Origin of the sequence: Sulfitobacter sp. DSM 110093 (assembly GCF_022788715.1) — a bacterium.
GTDB lineage: Bacteria > Pseudomonadota > Alphaproteobacteria > Rhodobacterales > Rhodobacteraceae > Sulfitobacter.
Window position 1 is genome coordinate 2,101,603 of the sequence record NZ_CP085167.1, and the last position, 18,160, is coordinate 2,119,762.

Annotated in this window: 13 protein-coding genes and 4 tRNA genes; 10 read left to right on the plus strand and 7 right to left on the minus strand. The window is 59.9% G+C overall.

Annotated elements, in window-relative coordinates:
• Window positions 1-71: 71 nt before the first annotated feature.
• Entirely contained in the window at window positions 72-1,088 is a 1,017-nt protein-coding gene (locus tag DSM110093_RS10275; RefSeq protein WP_243264952.1) for a C4-dicarboxylate TRAP transporter substrate-binding protein, read from the minus strand.
• 349 nt (window positions 1,089-1,437) lie between these two features.
• Here DSM110093_RS10275 and acs point away from each other — a divergent pair, with 349 nt between their 5' ends.
• Both acs and DSM110093_RS10285 read left to right on the plus strand, forming a co-directional pair.
• Window positions 1,438-3,393 carry an acetate--CoA ligase gene (gene acs / locus DSM110093_RS10280; protein ID WP_243264953.1) on the plus strand — a complete coding sequence of 652 codons (1,956 nt, stop codon included), beginning with the start codon at window positions 1,438-1,440 and terminating at the stop codon, window positions 3,391-3,393.
• Between the two features lie 60 nt (window positions 3,394-3,453).
• Complete coding sequence (locus DSM110093_RS10285; protein WP_243264955.1) at window positions 3,454-4,029, plus strand: hypothetical protein; 576 nt, start codon at window positions 3,454-3,456, stop codon at window positions 4,027-4,029.
• Window positions 4,030-4,095: 66 nt separating this feature from the next.
• On the opposite strand, the gene DSM110093_RS10290 is transcribed toward DSM110093_RS10285, so the two are convergent.
• Window positions 4,096-4,602, minus strand: coding sequence for a DUF992 domain-containing protein (locus tag DSM110093_RS10290; protein WP_243264956.1), 507 nt, complete (start codon window positions 4,600-4,602; stop codon window positions 4,096-4,098).
• 278 nt (window positions 4,603-4,880) lie between these two features.
• On the opposite strand from DSM110093_RS10290, the gene DSM110093_RS10295 reads away from it, so the two are divergent.
• A complete protein-coding gene (locus DSM110093_RS10295; protein WP_243267712.1) occupies window positions 4,881-5,399 on the plus strand; it encodes a flavin reductase family protein in 519 nt (172 codons plus the stop codon).
• A 42-nt stretch (window positions 5,400-5,441) separates the two neighbouring features.
• On the opposite strand, the gene DSM110093_RS10300 is transcribed toward DSM110093_RS10295, so the two are convergent.
• The 3 genes from DSM110093_RS10300 to DSM110093_RS10310 form a co-directional block, all read right to left on the minus strand.
• Window positions 5,442-9,602, minus strand: a complete 4,161-nt coding sequence (locus tag DSM110093_RS10300) for a translocation/assembly module TamB domain-containing protein (protein ID WP_243264957.1) — start codon at window positions 9,600-9,602, stop codon at window positions 5,442-5,444.
• Complete coding sequence (locus DSM110093_RS10305; protein WP_243264958.1) at window positions 9,602-11,422, minus strand: autotransporter assembly complex family protein; 1,821 nt, start codon at window positions 11,420-11,422, stop codon at window positions 9,602-9,604. The genes DSM110093_RS10300 and DSM110093_RS10305 overlap by 1 nt, the downstream gene beginning before the upstream one ends.
• Window positions 11,423-11,715: 293 nt before the next feature.
• Window positions 11,716-11,801, minus strand: a tRNA-Leu gene (locus tag DSM110093_RS10310).
• Between the two features lie 277 nt (window positions 11,802-12,078).
• On the opposite strand from DSM110093_RS10310, the gene DSM110093_RS10315 reads away from it, so the two are divergent.
• From DSM110093_RS10315 to DSM110093_RS10340, 6 genes are all read left to right on the plus strand, one after another.
• The gene (locus DSM110093_RS10315) at window positions 12,079-12,786 is read left to right on the plus strand and encodes a DsbA family oxidoreductase (protein ID WP_243264959.1); all 708 of its coding nucleotides are present in this window, start codon (window positions 12,079-12,081) and stop codon (window positions 12,784-12,786) included.
• Window positions 12,787-12,831: 45 nt separating this feature from the next.
• The gene (gene lipB / locus DSM110093_RS10320) at window positions 12,832-13,512 is read left to right on the plus strand and encodes a lipoyl(octanoyl) transferase LipB (protein WP_243264960.1); all 681 of its coding nucleotides are present in this window, start codon (window positions 12,832-12,834) and stop codon (window positions 13,510-13,512) included.
• Window positions 13,513-13,698: 186 nt separating this feature from the next.
• A complete protein-coding gene (gene ctaD, locus DSM110093_RS10325; protein ID WP_243264961.1) occupies window positions 13,699-15,372 on the plus strand; it encodes a cytochrome c oxidase subunit I in 1,674 nt (557 codons plus the stop codon).
• Between the two features lie 101 nt (window positions 15,373-15,473).
• Window positions 15,474-15,863 carry an MAPEG family protein gene (locus DSM110093_RS10330; protein WP_243264962.1) on the plus strand — a complete coding sequence of 130 codons (390 nt, stop codon included), beginning with the start codon at window positions 15,474-15,476 and terminating at the stop codon, window positions 15,861-15,863.
• Between the two features lie 133 nt (window positions 15,864-15,996).
• Window positions 15,997-16,071: transfer RNA gene (locus DSM110093_RS10335), tRNA-Gly, on the plus strand.
• Window positions 16,072-16,229: 158 nt separating this feature from the next.
• Window positions 16,230-16,304, plus strand: a tRNA-Gly gene (locus tag DSM110093_RS10340).
• A gap of 251 nt (window positions 16,305-16,555) precedes the next feature.
• Here the strand turns inward: DSM110093_RS10340 and rlmB are convergent.
• Window positions 16,556-17,332: a 23S rRNA (guanosine(2251)-2'-O)-methyltransferase RlmB gene (gene rlmB / locus DSM110093_RS10345; RefSeq protein WP_243264963.1), complete on the minus strand. Its 777-nt coding sequence runs from the start codon at window positions 17,330-17,332 to the stop codon at window positions 16,556-16,558.
• Window positions 17,333-17,444: 112 nt separating this feature from the next.
• Here rlmB and DSM110093_RS10350 point away from each other — a divergent pair.
• Window positions 17,445-17,528 (plus strand) — tRNA-Tyr (locus tag DSM110093_RS10350).
• A 46-nt stretch (window positions 17,529-17,574) separates the two neighbouring features.
• Here the strand turns inward: DSM110093_RS10350 and DSM110093_RS10355 are convergent.
• On the minus strand, window positions 17,575-18,150 hold the full coding sequence (locus tag DSM110093_RS10355) for a hypothetical protein (RefSeq protein WP_243264964.1): 576 nt from the start codon (window positions 18,148-18,150) through the stop codon (window positions 17,575-17,577).
• Between the last annotated feature and the right edge of the window lie 10 nt (window positions 18,151-18,160).

The window sequence follows — 18,160 nt, forward strand, 5'->3', positions numbered from 1 at the left end:
TTGTTTCGTTTCAAAAGTCGAAAGGGCCGCGCGGTTTGCCGCACGGCCCTCACAGTCCTGCGTGGCAGGGCTTAGTTCGACGCCTGCTCTTTTTCCAGCGTTTCGATCACGAGATCGTAAAGTTCCTGACCCGGAATGCCTTGGGCTTCCATGTCTTTGATCCATGCTTCACGCGCAGGGTCAGCCGCTTTGGCTTTGAACTCGGCGATTACCTCTGGGGTAAATTCGACCTTCTCAACGCCCTTTTCTTCAAGAACGGAATCCCAACGCTCAAGCAGTTCGCCGTAGTTAGCGAGGTAGTGATCCAGCGCCTCATCGACGGAACCATCAAGCGCTTCGCGCTCTGCGTCGCTGAGCGAGTCATAGGCGTCGATGTTCACCACAACGGGGCAGTTCACAGTGCCGGGGTTGAGGTTTGCAGTCCACCAATCGGCTTTGTTGATCGTGCCAAAGCTGAGGTGCGCGTGCTGGGCGAAGGCCACGGTGTCGACAACACCGGATTCCATCGCGTTATATGCTTCCGAAGAAGTCACGGATGTCGGCACACCGCCTACGGCTTCGAAGGCTTTGCCCAGACCGCCGGTGGCGCGGACGCGCATGCCGTCGAAATCTTCCAACGTGGTGCGCGGATCGCCGGTGCCGACAAGGTTGTACTGTGGCATGGGCGAAGTCATCAGCATTTTCGCATTCCACTGTGCCATCTCTTTGGCGACGGCGGGGTGGTCATAGACCGCTTTGGAAACCGCGACTTCCTCTTCGAGGTTGCTTACCCCCAGAAACGGCAGTTCCAGCACGGTGATCGCGCGGTTCTTGTCGGCGTGGTAGCCGGCGCAGAACTGGGCCATCTCGAAAGCACCGATGGAGATACCGTCGAGGTTCTCACGGTTCTTGGACAGGCCGCCGTAGCTGACGTTGATGGTAAATTCGCCGTTGGTCTTCTCGCTCACCAGTTCGGCGATCTTTTCGACATGTTCGGTGAAGGCGCGGCGCTTGCCCCAAACGGAGGCGTTCCATTCGGTCGCGGCAGCTTGGCCGACAAAGGCAACGCTCAGCGCACAGGCGGCGGCGCCGCTCAGCAGTTTATTCATGATTTCTCTCCCTAAAATCCCCCCCCCTTATGGGCGGATTGGCGCACAGGCTACCCCGCGGGGCGGAGCCTGCCAACCCCGTCATGCCGCGCAAATACGACAGCCGCAAGACAGTCGCCGCGTGTTTGACTGTCAAGGTATTGAAAAATCTTCCTAATCGCTTCTTCGCCAAAGAAAATTTACAGACATCCCGGCAGACGGGAAAAAGCTTTACAGGCAAGCCCTTGTAATCCAGTTGCTTATTCACTTCTTTTCACGGGCCGCTATGATCCAGCTTAGGAGGAGGCCACGGAAAGCAGGGGAGACCCGCGCCCCGTGGCAAGACGCGAACATCAAGGGAGGAACCACCATGTCCGACGCCACCGCAAAGACCTATCCGCCATCCGCCGACATGGCCGCCCGCGCCCATGTGGATGCGCAGACCTACGACAAGATGTACCAAGCATCCGTCACCGACACCGACGGTTTCTGGCGCGAACAGGCGCAGCGGATCGACTGGATCAAACCCTTCACCCAAGTGCGCGATGTCAACTTTGACCTTGGATCAGTCAGCATCAACTGGTTTGCGGATGGTGAGTTGAACGTCAGCGCAAATTGCATCGACCGCCATCTAGAAAAGCGCGGCGATCAGACCGCGATCATCTGGGAGCCAGACAGCCCCGAGGATGACGCCAAACACATCAGCTATCGCGAGTTGCACAGCGCCACCTGCCGTATGGCCAATGTGCTGCGCGATCTGGGCGTTGATAAAGGCGACCGCGTCATCATCTACATGCCAATGATCCCCGAGGCCGCCTATGCCATGCTGGCCTGCGCGCGGATCGGCGCGATCCATTCCATCGTTTTCGCGGGGTTCTCCCCGGATGCGCTGGCCGCCCGCGTCAACGGCTGCGAAGCCAAGGTCGTGATCACCGCGGATGAGGCCCCGCGCGGCGGCAAGGCCACCCCGCTCAAGGCCAATGCCGACACGGCGTTGGCGCAATGTGATGCCAGCGTTCAATGCCTTGTCGTACGCCGCACGGGTGGAGACGTCGCGTGGAACGACGCCCGCGACCGCGATTACAACGCGCTGATTAAGGATGCCGCCGACACCTGCGAACCCACCGCAGTCGGTGCCGAAGACCCGCTCTTCATCCTCTACACCTCCGGCTCCACCGGCCAGCCCAAGGGCGTGGTCCATACCACCGGCGGCTATATCACCTATGCGGCCCTGACCCATGAGGTGACATTTGATTACCACGACGGCGACGTCTACTGGTGTACGGCAGACGTGGGCTGGGTCACCGGCCACAGCTATATCGTCTATGGCCCGCTGGCCAATGGTGCCACCACGCTCATGTTCGAAGGCGTGCCCACCTACCCTGACGCCAGCCGCTTCTGGCAGGTCTGCGAAAAGCACAAAGTCACGCAGTTCTACACTGCCCCCACGGCAATCCGCGCCCTGATGGGGCAAGGCAAGGAATTCGTCACCAAAAGCGATCTGTCGTCGCTGCGCATCCTTGGCACCGTGGGCGAGCCGATCAATCCCGAGGCGTGGAACTGGTATCACGAAGTGGTCGGCCACGGCCGCTGCCCGATCGTCGATACATGGTGGCAGACCGAGACCGGCGGCCATCTGATGACCCCTCTGCCCGGCGCCCATGACATGAAGCCCGGCGCGGCGATGAAACCCTTCTTTGGCATCAAGCCGGTGGTGCTGGACCCGACCTCAGGCAAAGAGATTGAGGGCAACCCCGCCGAGGGCGTGCTTTGCATCGCCGACAGCTGGCCGGGTCAGATGCGCACTGTTTGGGGGGATCATGAACGGTTCGAGAAAACCTATTTCGCGGATTACCCCGGTTATTACTTCACCGGTGACGGCTGCAAGCGCGATGCCGACGGCGACTATTGGATCACGGGCCGCGTGGATGATGTGATCAACGTCTCAGGCCACCGTATGGGCACTGCCGAAGTCGAAAGCGCGCTGGTTGCCCATGACAAAGTGGCCGAAGCCGCCGTGGTCGGCTACCCGCATGATGTCAAAGGTCAGGGCATCTATTGCTATGTCACCTTGATGAGCGGTGAAGAGCCTTCCGATGATCTGCGCAGCGAACTGCGCAACTGGGTGCGGCAGGAAATCGGTCCCATCGCCTCGCCCGATCTGATCCAATGGGCGCCCGGCCTGCCGAAAACCCGCTCGGGCAAGATCATGCGCCGTATCCTGCGCAAAATCGCCGAAAACGACTATGGCGCATTGGGGGATACATCGACGCTGGCGGATCCGAGCGTTGTGGATGATCTTATCGACAACCGGATGAATCGCTAAGGCGTTGCATGGCGCGGGTGGCCGCCCGCCCCCGCGCCGTGCAGCAAAAGAAAGAGAGACATGGACCAGATCATCGCCCCACAAACCGCGCGACATGCCACAGCAGAGGAGTGCGATGCCTCCCTGCCGGAGATTCTCGCCGCGCCGAAAGATGCGGCACCCATCCTTCAGCTATGCTTTCGTCCCGACTACGGCCTGCGACAGTTTCCAGAGCATCTGGATCTGACCGAGGCCGAAGGCATCCTCGGCGAACGCTGGACCGAAAAGCCTTGGCTCACCCTACCCGACGGGAGCCCAGACCCGCGCATCCAAGTGTCGATCCTGTCTAAAAGAGTGATGGACCTCTGCTGGCGCGACCGCGACCATACGGTCCACCCCGGCGACACGATGATCGTGGACATGGATCTCAGCCATGAGAACCTGCCCGTCGGCACACGGCTACAGGCTGGATCGGCGGTGCTGGAGGTGAGCGACAAGTTCAATAACGGCTGCATCAAATGGCGCGACCGCTATGGCCAAGATAGCCTGCGCTGGATCAACCGAAAGGAAAACCGCCCGCATCGGTTGCGCGGTGTCCTGTGCAAAATCGTGCAGGACGGTAGCGTTCGGGCCGGAGATCAACTTCCCAAGCTGTGATATGCGGCAATTAGAAAAGGGCCGCCCCAAGGGACGGCCCAGCTCTTTTAAATCTATCGCTCAGGCTCAGCCTTCGACGCGCTGCAGGTTAATTTCACCCACGCCCACGGCAAAGTTCACGCCGGTCTGGGTGTTCACGCTCAGCGGCTGAAGGGCCAGCGTGTTCTCGGACCCACCCGTCATCAGGTTTGCACCGGCGCCCACACCCACGGTTGCTTCTGCAGAGACACCTTTATAGCTGCCGTTCAGGCCGCCTTCGGAATACTCCTGCTCGGTCGGGGCCAGCACTAGCCAAGACATTTGGCCGTTCTGGGTTTTGCCGATATCGACACCCCAACGGTTGATCTCACCGACATAGGTCTCATCTTCGAGCCCATCTTCGATGGGGTTAAAGGTACATGTGAGTTCACGGGTAGAACCAAAGACAAAGCCAGTGCCATCACCCACATCGCAAGACAGCGACCCGATTTCGGCGTGATCGACTGTCTCATTGTCATCGGCCATCGCGGTCGAGCCAAAGGCGGTGGCGCTCGACAGGGCGGCGCCGAGGGTCAGTTTGGTTGCATTCATCATTGTCTGTCACTTTCCGGTGCAATCTTGCGCACCTATCTGTTGTGAACGGCATTCGGGTGCCCGGTAGAACGGTACACATCATGCGCCCCGCTCCCTTCCGACAGCCAGCATCAACGCCACTTGGGCCCTGATGTTGCCTCTCATCGCAGACACAACGCCCGCCCCTGACAAGGGTTCCTTTGAGTTTCGCAAGCGACGGATATCCGCGCAGTAAGATGGCGATACGACGCGCCGGCACCGCTGGACAAATCAGCGTCCACATGGCACCGCTTGTCGCTATGAACGATGATCTGATCCCCTTTTCCCCCGACAGTGGCGATGCCACTGCTCTGCGCCGCGCCTTTGGGCGTTTTGGCACCGGTGTGACTGTGGTCACCGTTAAAACTGCGCAGGGCCCGATGGGGATGACGGCGAATTCTTTCGCCTCTGTCTCGCTTGATCCGCCTTTGGTGCTGTGGTCGCCTGCGATTTCATCCAAGCGGCACGATAGTTTTACCGCAGCGGCGTCATTTTGCATTCACGTGCTTGGCGCGGATCAAGAGGAATTGGCCCAGCGTTTCGCCACACAGGGCCATGACTTTGGCGGGTTCGACTGGACCGAGGATGCAGCAGGCGTGCCCACTTTTGCAGGCTGCCTTGCGCGGTTTCACTGCAATACCTACGCGGTGCACGCAGCGGGCGATCATTCGCTGATCTTGGGCCATGTCCGACAGGCCGCACTGCGCGAGGACGGCGCCGCGGGGTTGATGTTTGACCAAGGCCGTTATGGCCGCTTTACCCCACGCGACGAAGCTTAATCGCCTGTAAAACCAAGGGCGCCCCGCAAGGCGCCCTCGTTCTTAATAATCCCGCTCAAAGAAGATCCCGATGCTGCTGTCGCCATCGGAGCCGAGCGTGCCCTTCGCCGTCAGGCTCTCGCTGATGTCGAGGTTGAGGGAGACCTCGCCAGTCCCGTCAGAGGCGGCCGTGACATCGGTATAGACATTGTCCGTCAGATATTTCCCCAACCGCAGCGCCGTGGCGCCGTCGTCGGTGGTGGTCACATCAAGATCATCCAATCCAAAGCCTTCGCGCAGGTTGCCGATTATCCCGTCGCCCCCACGGCCTGCAAGGGTCGCCACGGCGCTGGCAAGTTGCAGCGCCTGAAAGGCCGAGATTTCCGAGATGTTACGCCCGAAAAGCAATTGCGACAGCACTTCATCCTGTGGCGCGGCGGGGGTTGATTCAAAGGTAACCTCCGGCTCATTCGCGGGGCCACTGACAATCACACGCACCTCTCCCGCCTCGGTATCGGTTGAGGTAACGAACCGGATGTAAGGAATGAAATCACCCTGAAACTGAACCGACCCCTCATCCAGCAAAAAACGTTTGCCCAAGATATCCAGCCGCCCTCGGATCAACTCAAACCGCCCAGCAGAGATAATGCGGTTGGTGGTGCCGCTGAGGTTCAACGCGCCGCCTAGTTCCGCATCCAGCCCGCGGCCGCGCACAAAGATGCGGTTCGGCGCGTTGATCTGCAGGTTGAGCCCAAAACCAGCGCCAGAGGATGTCTCGGTCGGATCGTCACCCGCATCGGCCCCATCGAGCCCCGCCTTGCGGCGCGTCGCCAGAACATCGGCTGGCGCGTTGACCTGGGTGATCTGCGGGATGTCCCCGATCGAGGTCAACCCGGTCGCGGGCACCTGAATATTCGTCTCGCCCGCGTTGATCACACCGGTAATCTGCGCACCGCCGCTCAGCGGGCCAGCGAGACGCAAATCCCCGTTCAGTGTGGTGCTATAAAGGCTTGGGTCCGCATAGACGAGGTTGCGCACAGCGATGTTGATATCCGCGGGCAAGGCAGGCGTCAGGGTGACCGCTCCGGCCACGTTAAGCTGCCCGCCATCCACCGCTTGGCCTGTCACATTTAACTGTGCGCGGTTATTGCCAAGCTGAATGTCAGCATCGATCCCCTGCAAAGCGACCCGCAGGTTCGGCGCAGTGAATGTCGCATTATTCGTCGAGATACGCCCGCTAACCGAAGACAACGCCGCTGGTCCATTGATCTGCAAATCAAATTGCGCCTGCCCTTGCAGGTTGCGCGGCGCGAGGAAGGGCCGCGACAACCCAAGCGGGGCATTGCCTGCAATATCAATGTTTAGCGAGCCATCGGCATTCACCAACCCAGCAACGCTGGCCTGCGTACCAGCAGGGCCGTTGGCATTGGTGTCGATCCGCCATGCCTCCCCCTCGCGCCGGGCCGAGCCTGCGACACTGAGTGGGCCGTTCACTTGGTCGACCAGCGCGCCGATGTCGGGCACGTTCAACTGGAAATCGACATCGGCATTGGGGCCAGTCACCAGCCCATCGACAGTTGCCTGCGCGCCGTAAGGGCCGCTTGCGCTGGCATCAAGCACAACACCTGCATCCGTCTGACGCGCCGTGCCATTGGCCGCGAAAGACCCTGAGACACTTGGCACCAGTGGATTAACGTTCGGCACAGAGACGTCGAACTTCAGCGACACTTCTCCCGTCACCAGCCCCTCGACCATGGCACTGCTGCCATAAGGGCCATTTGCATCTACATCTACGGCAATCCCATCAGATGTTTGACGGACATTGCCCTTGGCCGATAGCGGACCGTTCACGCCGGGGGCAAGCGGGCTGACATCAGGCACGGAAAGATCGAAACTCAGCGCCATATCGGGGCCTGTTGCCAAACCTTCCACCGACACGCGACTGCCGTAGGGGCCATTCGCGATTGTGTCGACGACAAAGCCCTGATCGGTTTGCTCCACCGTGCCGCTGGCCTCTACCCCGCCGTTAACCTGCGGGACGAGGGGTTGAACATCTGGAAGCGCCAGATCAAAGGCCACATCAACACGGGGCGAAACCAGCCCTCTGACAGACGCCTGTGCATTCAGCGGGCCGCTGGCGTCCGTATTGATCTGCCAGCCTTGCGGCGTTTGGCGCAGATCGCCCTTGGCCGTGACCGGCCCGGTAATGTCCGCATCCGGCACAAAATCTTCGATTCGGGGGATATCAGCGGTAAAATCAATCTGCGCGTTATCGCCCGTGGCCAAGCCCGAAACGGTTAGCGCAGCGTCATAAGGGCCATCGGTAACAGCATCCACAACCCAACCGCGCGCCTCTTGCACCGCAGTTGCCTTGACCGAAACTGGACCTTCGTATTGTGGCAGTACCAGACCGATATCGGCCAATGCGAAATCGAGCGCGGCGCGGCTGTCTTCACTGCGCAGTTCGACATCGCCGGTCAACTCAAGCGCGTCATTTTTCAGATCAAGCTCGCGCAGGAAGGTCCCGGTTTCATTACGTTTTGCCACCATGCTTAGGCTGGTACGCCCCGCCAAAACCGCATCAGCCTGTTCAATACCGATTTGCAGGTCATCCGTACCACCTGCAATTGCCAGAACAAACATACCGCCCAAGGGGGTCACGGTCCCATTCAGCGCAAGTGCAGTGGCCCCTGAAATATCGCGGCCTGCAAGCGCGGAAAAGCGGCTGATATCCTTGGCTTCGAGCGTCATCTTCAACTGGGTCAACAGCCCGGCATCCACACCATCAATCGCCGCTTCACCGGTAAGACCGTAATCTTCGCCCGCAAGCGTCAGGCCGTTGATCTCAATCGGCTCTCCCTCGACAAAACGGATCTCGGCGCTGCCGGTGATCGCGTCACCAATGGCCGCTGAACTGGCCGGATCGGTCAGCGTCAGCCCCTCGGTGGCAAAGGTCACATCGCCAAGGAACTGCCCCAAGCTGCCCAGATCGCCCTCAAGGATCCCATCAAGGGCAAGTTTGGTTTCGGCAATTTGCACCGCGCCAGTGTCCAGCCCGGTAATGTCAAAGGCACTCTCAAACCGGTCCCCATCGGCGGCATCGTAGTCCACCCGCAAAGTCACAGCCTCAACCCGCGTGCCATCACCGGAAACAGGCAAGAGCGTCGAGGTGCCATCGGGGTTGGCAATACGGCCGGAAATGTCGATCAGTGTCGGCCATTTCTCTTGGTTCAGCGTGACCTTACCCTCAAGATCGACGGAATTCGCCGCAAGGGTGAAGCTGCTGACATCAACAGCACCATTGCTTTGCAACAGCGCATCCAGCGCCAGACGCACGTCTTCGCCAAAAAACTCACGATAGCGCGGGGCCAGCAGTGCGGTGATGTCACCGCCGATGTCGGCCTGAATGCGACGGTCCGGTCCGTCGCCCGTACGCTCAGAGCTTTGCGTGCCTAGCGTCACCTGCCCTGCCAGACGTTCTTCGCCATCGGTAGCGATTGTCACATCGGTGGCGAAATCATCCAATGGCCCTGCGCCTTTGACCGACATCTGAACGGACGGTTGGCCCGGCAGATTCAGCAGCTTGGAGGCGATGCCTTCGGGGTCTTCGGTAAGTTCCAACAGCAGATCAAGGACACTTTCCGTGCGGTCGAAATCAGCCTGAATGTTAAACTCACCCCGTGTGCCATCCGTGCGGCGGGCCTGAAAATCGACGATACCGACCTGATCGGTCAGGCGTGCATTGGCCTTGACAGACAACTGCGCCGCCTCGCCCAAGATCGGCTCACCTAGGTTGATCTCATCCACGGAAAAGTCTGCAATTTCAATGGATACTGGCAGATCGGGCAACGCGAAGGGTTTGGCTTCGGCATCAGGCAGATCGACCTCATCACTGACAGGCAGGCGTTCAACATCCAACCGCCCGGCGGTCAATTGTTCAACCTCTAAGCGACCGCGCAGCAGGGCCGAGCGGTTCCAATCCAGCACCACGTCTTCCAGCGTCAGCCAGATGCCATCATCATCGGAAATGGTCATCCGATCGAAAGAAGCAGCCGAGCTGAGCGCCCCGGCAAAACCATCAATGCTGACCGTACGCCCGGCCCCGCTAAGCGCGTCCTGAATGGTGCGCGTCAAAAAGCCCTTGTCATCATCCTGCGCGAAAGCCGGAGAGAGACAGGCAAGATAGACAAAGCTGGCGGTGAGAAATTTGAGAAACTGTCGCATTAAAACGCCTGCCCGATCCCGATATAGACTTGGAAATCTTCATCCACCTCCGGCCCCGACGTTGGCACCGCCACATCCAGCCGAATGGGGCCGATCCCCGTTGCATAGCGCAAGCCAAGCCCCGCACCGGAATGCCAAGTGCCCGATCCATCATAGAACTCTTCTGAACCGATATAGCCCGCGTCGGCAAAGCCCACGACGCCGATCTTCTCGGTCAGTTTAACACGTGCCTCGGCCGAAACGCCCGCGAAGCTGCGCCCGCCAACGGTGTCGCCACTGGCCAGATCAACACCCAGCGATTGATAGGGTTGCCCGCGCACGCTGCCGCCCCCACCAGAATAAAAGAGGTAGTCCGCAGGCGCCTCTGACAGGTCTGGCCCGGCTACAGAACCCAGTTGACCGCGGAAGGCCAGGGTGACCGGACGCTCAGTCCCAAAGGTCCGATAATAGCGCGCATCGAAATAGGTTCGCAGCCCGCTTGCAGAGCCGGAGACAGCAACAAAGGGCATGATGCTGGCATCAATGTAATACCCTTCGGTCGCGTCTAACTCTTTGTCACGATAGTCAAATTCGGCGCCCAGCGGTAGGGTTAGCAAGGTATAGTTATTGGTGCCAAACGCGTCTTCCGTTTCCGCCACGCGCAGACCAAGGCCCGCGGAATAGGTACGGTTTTCATTCGCGACCCGCTCGATCCCCGCTTCAAGGTCCAATTGGCGAGAGAAGTAATTCACCTCGTCCAACTGCTCCAACGTCGCCAGCGCATAGAAGTTTGTATCTTCATTAAAGGTCGCGGGCCGTTCAAAACGCGCAGAGAGCGTATAGTCTTCGCCCCCCGAGTTCCCGCCAATGCCTTCAATCTCTGCCGAAAGACGCAGCCGTTCGGCCCCGCCCAACAGATTGCGATGCAGCCAAAAGGTGCTAAGCGTCAGCCCCTCAAGCGAAGACAGTTCCGCACCAAAGCCCAAGCGGCGTTTGGGCGCTTCTGTGATCTGAGCAGTGATCGGCAGCGTGTTATTGGGGCCGATCCGATCGGCTTCGATCAATGCGACAGCGTCGAAAGCGCCAGTGCGGCGCAGACGTTCGGTCGCGAGGTCCAACTCTTCGGGAGAGAACACCTCCCCCTCCGGCAGGCCTGCGATTTCGAGCAAACGTTGGGTGCGGACATCTTCGTTCCCGGTCACAGTAAGCGCGCCAAAGCGCAGTTTTGGGCCAGGAGCGAGGCGCAGATCAGCGTCGATCAGACGCTCTCGATGTTTGGCGGTCAAATCCTGCTCGGCCAATTCGGCCTTGGCATGGCCCACGGCGCGCCACCCGCTGATCCCGGTGGAAACGGTCTCTTTCAGCACGCCGAGGCTTGCGGTTTCCCCGGTGGCAAAGCCGTCGGACAATTCGGTCTCTGGCGCGACGGGGGCGATGCGGGTCAGGCCAAAGCGGAATTTCGGCCCCGGATCGACGGTGATCACCGCCCGATCAATTCGGCGCGGCGGCTGAACAGGCGGAATTGCCGAGGCATCAACGCCATCAAGCGTGATTTTCAGGGTCGGCCCAAAGTATCCATTGTCATAAAGAAGGGCTAAAAGCCTGCCGTAGTCGGCCTGTGCCGCTGCAACCAGTTCCTGCGGCGTAGCCGGTTCGGCATCTTCATCCTGATCCGTCTGCTCGGCCAACAGGGACCCACCGCGCAGCGTGGCATAAAGCTCTGAATCCTCAGCCACCCCTGTGAGTGCCAGATCTGCGGCTTGCGCAGCAGCGCCCCCGCCAAGAAGTAGTCCAAGAGCGAGATAAATCGCCGCCCCTTGAGTCTGCCCTTGATGCGCCACGCGCTACCCTCCTGCATCCCGTCGCCCCGGTTTCCGTGCCGGTTCTGCTCTGCCCGCCGCACACGGGCATTGTTCTCTCACCTTTAAACGGCATCACCGCCTAGGTTACAAACACTCTGGGGGTGCCTTGCCCGGATGTGAACAGCGCTACCCATGTCCATCTGCCGTATTTACAGCAAAACAGGCAGAATACCGCGCAGCACAAGGATAGGCTGCGCGCCGATATAAGCGAGGCCAAGGATCAAATTTTATCAGGATTTTTCCAACCATCGTTTTGCAAAAGCAAAAGAAGGTGGTGCGGTCGGAGAGACTCGAACTCTCACGGGTGTTACCCCACAGCGACCTCAACGCTGCGCGTCTACCATTCCGCCACGACCGCACGCCATGGTTGGTGGGCGGGGTTTAGCCAAAGACCAGAGGCTTGTGAAGAGGCAATCGGCAAAATTCTTCAGTCTTTTTCCGAACCGCTTATTTGGCCGTTTGGCACCCCCTGCCCCCCGCGCCGTTGGCGATAAGTTTACCAGCACCTTCGGCCACCTCCCAGAAAACGCAATCCCCATTCACAAATCCTTTAGGGCGCCGCAATCTCGCACCTCAACCGTTGAAACACCGCGCCCGGCAGGCCACTTGATAGAGCAAGCAAAAAGGATTTCATCATGCCCGCAGACGCCGCCGCCCCCGATCACGCCAACGCCCAAGCCAATCCAGCCGATGCCCCCACCGTGCAGATCGACATCGTGTCGGATGTCATGTGCCCATGGTGTATCGTTGGCTACAAACAGCTAGAACAGGCGCTCGGTGCCGTGGGTGTCGGCGCTTACATCCGTTGGCATCCTTTCGAGCTAAACCCTCAGATGCCCGCCGAAGGTCAGAACATGGCCGAACATCTGGCCGAAAAATATGGCTCCACCCCCGCGCAATCCGTCGAGAATCGCAAGCGCCTGTCGGATATGGGCCGTGATTTGGGATTCACTTTTAACTTTTCTGATGAAACCCGGATGCAAAACACATTTGCCGCGCATCAATTGCTGACATGGGCGCAGTCCAAGGGCTTGCAGCACCCGCTCAAAATGGCCCTTTTTGATGCGCATTTCACCCAAGGCAGCAATGTAAATGATACCGACGTGCTGGTGGATGTCGCCGCGCTCGTCGGTTTGGACCGCGCCGAGGCCTTGGAGGTTCTCAACAGCGGTAGCTTGGCCGAACAAACCCGCGAAGCGCAGGAATTCTGGACCTCACGCGGCATTTCCGGTGTCCCCTCAATGGTATTTGAGGGCAAATACCTCGTCACGGGTGCGCAGGGCGCCGATAATTATGCGCAGATGCTGCGCAAGGTTCTCCAAGAGCGCGACGCGGCGGCCTAAGTGCCGCCTCTGGCGGTGCGGCACAGGTCTTGCTAAGGCATCCACATGGTTGAATGGATTATCACCGACGGCTTGACCGATTACCGCACCGCCGAGGCGTGGATGGAGGCGCGCGCGAGCGCCATCGCGGCAGGCGAGGCCGAAGAATGTATATGGCTGGTAGAGCATCCGCCGCTCTACACCGCTGGCACATCGGCAAAGGCTGAAGACCTCACCGAGCCTGATCGCTTCCCCGTCTACCCCACCCGGCGCGGCGGGCAGTATACCTATCACGGGCCGGGACAGCGCGTGGCCTATGTGATGCTGAACGTAGCCGCGCGCGGGCGCGATGTGCGCTGCTTTGTGCGCCAGCTTGAGAATTGGGTGATCGCCACCCTTGATCAATTCAACCTACGGGGAGAGATTCGCCCCGGTCGCGTCGGTGTTTGGGTGCAACGGCCCGAAAAGCCTGCACAGGTCGATGGCAGCCCTGCCGAAGACAAGATCGCCGCGATTGGAATCAGGCTGCGCAAATGGGTCAGCTTTCACGGCATCAGCATCAACGTCGAGCCGGACCTCAGCCATTTTGGTGGCATCGTCCCCTGTGGTATTGCCGATCACGGGGTGACCTCACTGGTCGATCTTGGCCTGCCTGTTACAATGGATGATGTAGATCTCGCCCTGCGTGCCACGTTCGATGATGTCTTTGCCAACGACCCGTTAGGCAGCTGCGATACCGCCCCCTGACCACGCGAACCTGCGCCTCAAACGGCCCCAAGGCCCGATTTGGCCGCGACCACAACAGCGCAAAAAATACCCTCCCTGCGACCATCGCGCCCATTGCCCCCGCGAAGCGAGCGCTCTAAAACGGGCGCGACTACGCATGCGCCGCCTATGGCGCCATGTGTCCAATTCATTTGCAGGAGGCACCGCATGGCAGACGCAGCCATTCACGGCCAAGATCACCACGACGACCGGGGGTTCTTTACCCGGTGGTTCATGTCCACCAACCACAAAGACATCGGTATTCTTTACCTGATCGTCTCGGCCTGCGTGGGTCTTATCTCGGTGGCATTCACTGTTTACATGCGCCTTGAGCTCATGGATCCCGGCGTTCAATACATGTGTATGGAAGGCGCGCGTTTCATCGCGGATAGCGCTGCGGCCTGTACGCCAAACGGCCACCTGTGGAACGTGTTAATCACCGGCCACGGCATCCTGATGATGTTCTTTGTTGTGATTCCTGCCCTGTTTGGGGGTTTCGGCAACTACTTCATGCCGCTGCAAATCGGCGCACCGGACATGGCGTTCCCACGGATGAACAACCTCAGCTTCTGGCTCTATATCGCTGGTACGACACTGGCGGTCTGCTCGCTGCTGACACCGGGCGGCAACGGCCAACTGGGCTCTGGCGTGGGCTGGGTTCTCTACCCGCCGCTGTCGGTGCGCGAAGCAGGCATGTCGATGGATTTCGCGATCTTTGCGGTTCACGTATCGGGCGCGTCTTCGATCCTTGGCGCGATCAACATGATCACCACCTTCCTGAACATGCGTGCCCCCGGCATGACACTGTTCAAAGTGCCGCTCTTTGCTTGGTCGATCTTTGTTACAAGCTGGCTGATCCTTTTGTCCCTGCCGGTTCTGGCGGGCGCGATCACCATGCTGCTGATGGACCGCAACTTCGGCTTCGCCTTCTTTGATCCCGCAGGCGGTGGTGACCCGATCCTCTACCAGCACATCCTGTGGTTCTTTGGTCACCCCGAAGTGTACATCATCATCTTGCCGGGCTTTGGTATCATCTCCCACGTCATCGCGACCTTCTCGCGCAAACCAGTCTTCGGCTACCTGCCGATGGTTTGGGCGATCATCGCGATTGGTGCACTGGGCTTCGTCGTTTGGGCGCACCACATGTACACCGTGGGCATGACCCTGAACCAGCAGGCCTACTTCATGCTGGCCACCATGGTCATCGCGGTCCCGACAGGGGTAAAGGTGTTTAGCTGGATTGCCACCATGTGGGGCGGCTCTATCGAGTTCAAAACACCGATGCTCTGGGCCTTTGGCTTCTTGTTCCTCTTCACCGTCGGTGGCGTCACCGGCATCGTGCTGAGCCAGGCCGCCGTGGACCGCGCCTATCACGACACCTACTACGTCGTGGCACACTTCCACTACGTGATGTCGCTCGGTGCCGTCTTTGCCATCTTCGCAGGCATCTACTTCTACCTGCCCAAGATGACAGGCCGCATGTACCCCGAATGGGCAGGCAAACTGCACTTCTGGGCGATGTTCATCGGCGCCAACCTGACCTTCTTCCCCCAGCACTTCTTGGGCCGTCAGGGCATGCCACGCCGCTACATCGACTATCCTGAGGCCTTCGCCTACTGGAACCAGTGGTCTTCGATCGGTGCCTTCCTCAGCTTCGCCTCCTTCCTGTTCTTCTTCGGGATCATGGCCTACACGCTGACACGCGGCGCCCGCTCCACCGCGAACAACCCGTGGAACGAGTTCGCCGACACGCTGGAATGGACCTTGCCCAGCCCACCGCCCGAACACACGTTCGAACAGCTTCCAAAACAGGAAGACTGGGACAAGCAGCACAGCCACTAAGCGCTGCGTCACAATTTCAAAGGCCCCGCCACACGCGGGGCCTTTTCTTTTGGACCCCCGCACGGTCACATCCAGCGAAAACCCCGGACAAAGGTCACCCGATGCCGCTTACCCTCACCCCGATCTACGCCGCCCTCTGCGCTCTGGTTTTTCTCGGCCTCAGCTGGCATGTGATCGCCTACCGGCGCGTCAATCGCATCTCTCTCGGCGATACCGGAGACAAGGCGCTGCTCAAACGCATGCGCGCACAGGCCAATGCGGCAGAATATATGCCCATCGCGCTTATCTTGCTGGCGCTGACAGAAGCCAATGGCGCCCCCGCACTGGCTGTCCACGCCCTTGGCCTCGCGCTGCTAACAGGCCGCATCCTGCACCCTCTAGGCTTTGCCGCCACCCCGCAAAAATTCATCCTGCGCCAGGTCGGTATGGTTCTGACCCTCGCCATGATCGCAGTCTCGGCCCTCGGTCTACTGGGTCACGCCCTCTTCTAATTCATCCTTTTTCAAATACCCGCGGGGGTCCGGGGGCAGCGCCCCCGCCCTGCGCAACTTTTTCCGCCAAAAACCACATTTCCCTCTTGAAGCCCCCTGCCCCAATGGGTATTTCGCCCTCACCAGACGGTAAGCGGGCGTAGCTCAGGGGTAGAGCATAACCTTGCCAAGGTTAGGGTCGGGCGTTCGAATCGCCTCGCCCGCTCCATCTGGTCTTCACAGGGTCGCATCCTCGGATGCGGCCCTTTGTGCTTTCCGGCCCCCGATTCACGCGGCTTAACAAATCTCGCGCTTTCCCTCCGCCCGGGCAATTTTCCCCCTTGCAGCCCCCCGCGCGAATGGGTATTCCCCCCTCACCAACCGGATGCGGGCGTAGCTCAGGGGTAGAGCATAACCTTGCCAAGGTTAGGGTCGGGCGTTCGAATCGCCTCGCCCGCTCCAGGTTGGTCCTACCACCCCGTAGGACACACAAAGCCGCCCCTTGGGGCGGCTTTTGTGTATCTTGCCCCACATAAAAAAAACGCCCCATGACGAACACGGGGCGTAAGGTACGGAACGAGGGACAGTAGGTGGCCAGCAGGCGTTCCGGGCCTGCGGTCACCTTTAAATTTAGGAAGCCTTGGCCGGTTTCAAAGGGGCCGGGTCCTGCCGCCCCGCCCCCTGCCCGATTTTAAGCCAATTTCTGCCGATTCTCAGCCCCCTACCCGGCTCGCGTAAAGCGCGATGGCCGCCGCATTGGACACGTTGAGCGAGCCGAAACCGCCAGCGGCATCGATCCGCACCAGCGCATCCACAGTCTCACGGGTCTTTTCACGCAGCCCCGGCCCCTCGGCCCCCAAGACAAGCGCCACAGGGCGGTCCCGCCGGCCTTCTACCGCGCCTTCGATGGTCTGCGTGGCCTCCCCATCGAGCCCCAGCACCAGATACCCCATATCCTGCAGGGCGCGGATCGCATCAGCGAGGTTGCGCACCCTCAAATAGGGCTGACGCTCCAACGCGCCGCTGGCGGTCTTGGCCAACGCGCCTGTCTCAGGCGCCGAATGATGTTTCGTGCCTATCACCGCCGACGCTCCCAAAACTTCAGCTGAGCGGAGAATCGCGCCAACGTTATGCGGATCAGTTACCCGGTCGAGCAGCAATAAGCGCGGCGCGGTATCGCCGATGGCTACATCCTCTAGCCGACCCCAGTTCAGCGGCTTCACTTCCAGCACCGCACCCTGGTGAACGGAATTCGGATCAAGCGGCGGACGGAACTTGCGCGGATCGACGACCTGCGGCGTGATTCCCGCTTCCGCGATGGCATCTTCCAACTTTGCTTGGGCATTCGGCGTCACCATCAACTGCAGTTTTTCGCGGTTGGGGTTCATCAACGCATCGCGCACCGCATGCAGGCCAAAAAGCCAAACTGTCTGCGCCGCTTCGGCCTTTTTGTCCTGCTCTTTTTGCACGACCCATTTGGGTTTCTTCATCTCTTTATCCTTTCGCGCGATTTACCCAAGATTTCTCGGGAATTCGCCTTGACGGTCCTTTGGGTCGCTTGTAATCACGCCCCCACGTCAGGTGCAATGCACAGGGCAAAGTGGGCGACAGGCCGCAAGGTGTGGCAGGGGACTGTAACTCCCTCGCGGAGACGCACGCCTGGTTCGATTCCAGGGTCGCCCACCACTTTACCCCCCCATCGTCGATAGCCTTGCATCGCATCTCTGCTCCCTCACGGGATCAGCACGTCCCCCCGCGCAAAACCTGCAGCATCCATACCTAAATCGTCATAGATCACCTGCACGCGAACCGATTGAACCGACCCCGCCTCAAAGGTCAGATACGGTTGCGGATCATCATCAAGAATCGCATTGGGGGTTGCGAGCGCCTCGTGGCAGGGCGGCATGGGCCAATCTCGAAACGGTGTGTCATTCACTGCGATGGCAATCGCCGCCAACCCGCAACGCCAACTCCAAAGATGGGTAACGTAGACGTAATCTTTCCCGTCATACTCTCGCACGGCAATCCAATTGCCCCTTGTAGCGTTCAGGATCGGCCTGACCTCTGTTGCAGTGGTAAAGCGCCCCGTGGGCGTTTGATCTTCGGCCACCAATCCCGCGGGCACGACATCCATATAAAACGCCTGCGCCGGAGCGTCGGGTGAGGATGGGGCGGCAGGTCGCGCCGGGGCAGCGGGGCTTGCTGGTGCTTCCGGCCTTAGCGACACGCCGGGTCGACCTACCCCATCCAATGGCGCGGCAGGCACCCCAATGCTGATTGCGACCACCGCGAAGAAAAAATCTAACATGCCACCCCCA